The following is a 1692-nucleotide window of genomic DNA, read 5'->3' as shown; positions in this document are numbered from 1 at the left end:
TGACGGCGTATTACGGGTTGCGGGACCTGGCTGGTCTCAAAGCCGGTGAACGCGTCCTGATCCACGCCGCCGCCGGCGGCGTCGGTATGGCCGCCGTCCAACTCGCCCGCCTCTGGGGCGCCGAGGTCTACGCCACCGCCAGCCCCACCAAGTGGGCCGCCCTCCACGCCCTCGGCATCGACGACGATCACATCGCGAACTCGCGCACCCTCGATTTCCGCAACACTTTCCACACCCGCACGGACGGTCACGGCATGGACGTCATCCTCGGCTCCCTCGCCGGCGACCACGTCAACGCCTCACTCGACCTCCTCACCCCCACCGGCCGCTACATCGAAATGGGCAAGACCGACATCCGCAACACCGAGGACGTCGCCGCGACCCACCCCGGCCGTACCTACCGCGCCTTCGACCTCAAGGAAGCAGGCCCCGACCGCACCCAGCAGATGCTCACCGACATCACTGAGCACCTCACCACCGGCACCCTTACTCTTCTACCCCGCACCGCCTGGGACCTCGCCGACCTCCCCCAGGCCCTACGCCACATGAGCCAGGGCCGCCACACCGGCAAGAACATCATCCGTATCCCCACCCCTTTCAACTCCGAGGGGACCGTCCTCATCACCGGCGGCACCGGCACCCTCGCCGCCATCCTCGCCCGTCACCTCATCACCCACCACCACGCCCACCACCTTCACCTCATCTCCCGCCAAGGACCCCACCACCCCAACGCCACCCACCTGCGCCAAGAACTCCTCGACCTCGGCGCTCACACCGTCACCATCACCGCCTGCGACACCAGCGACCCCGACGCCCTCGCAGCCACCCTGAGCACCGTCCCCGACGCGCACCCGCTCACAGCTGTCATCCACACAGCAGGCACCCTCAACGACGCCACCCTCACCGCCCTAACCCTCGACCAACTCCACAGCGTCCTCGCAGCCAAAGCCGACTCCGCCCACCACCTCCACGAACAGACACGCGACCTCGACCTCGCAGCGTTCATCCTGTATTCCTCCGTCGCAGGCCATCTCGGCAGCCCCGGCCAGGCCAACTACGCCGCCGCCAACACCTTCCTCGACGCCCTGGCCACCCACCGTCATACCCACGCCCAAACCGCCAGCAGCCTCGCCTGGGGCCTATGGGCCCAAACCAGCGGCATGACCGCCCACCTCACCGACCACGACCTCGCCCGCATGAACCGCACCGCCATCCGCCCTCTCACCAACACCCGCGCCCTCCAACTCTTCGACGCACACGAACACTTCCACCGACCAGTCCAGATGATCTGCGACCTAGACACCAACCGGCTCTCGACCCAACCGGTGTTCTCCAGACTGGCCACCATCCGACGCACGGCCGGCACCGCACCACAGGGCCCCGCTCTCATCGACCACCTAGCCGGCCTGACCCCCACCAAACAACGCGAACACCTCCTCACCATCATCCGACAGCACACCGCCCAGATCCTCACCCTCGACTCACCCACCGCGATCGAACCCAGCCGTGGCTTCCTCGACCAAGGCCTGGACTCCCTCACCGCCGTCGAACTACGTAACCGCCTCACCACCACCACCGGCATCCGCCTCCCCGCCACCACGATCTTCGACCACCCCACCCCCACCGCCCTCACCGACCACCTCCTCCAACAACTCACCCCCACCACAACCAACACCACACAGAAGACACAGG

Annotated in this window: 1 protein-coding gene; it reads left to right on the top strand. The window is 67.3% G+C overall.

Going from position 1 to position 1692, the window contains the following annotated elements; translation table 11 throughout:
• Nucleotides 1–86 precede the first annotated feature (86 nt).
• Nucleotides 87–1692 (top strand): SDR family NAD(P)-dependent oxidoreductase (locus E0504_RS43760; protein ID WP_207974684.1); only part of this gene is annotated, 1606 nt, incomplete at its 3' end.

This window comes from Parafrankia sp. BMG5.11 (assembly GCF_004337455.1).
Note: the sequence above shows the minus strand (reverse complement) of the source record. Positions and strands in the feature narration are given on the sequence as shown.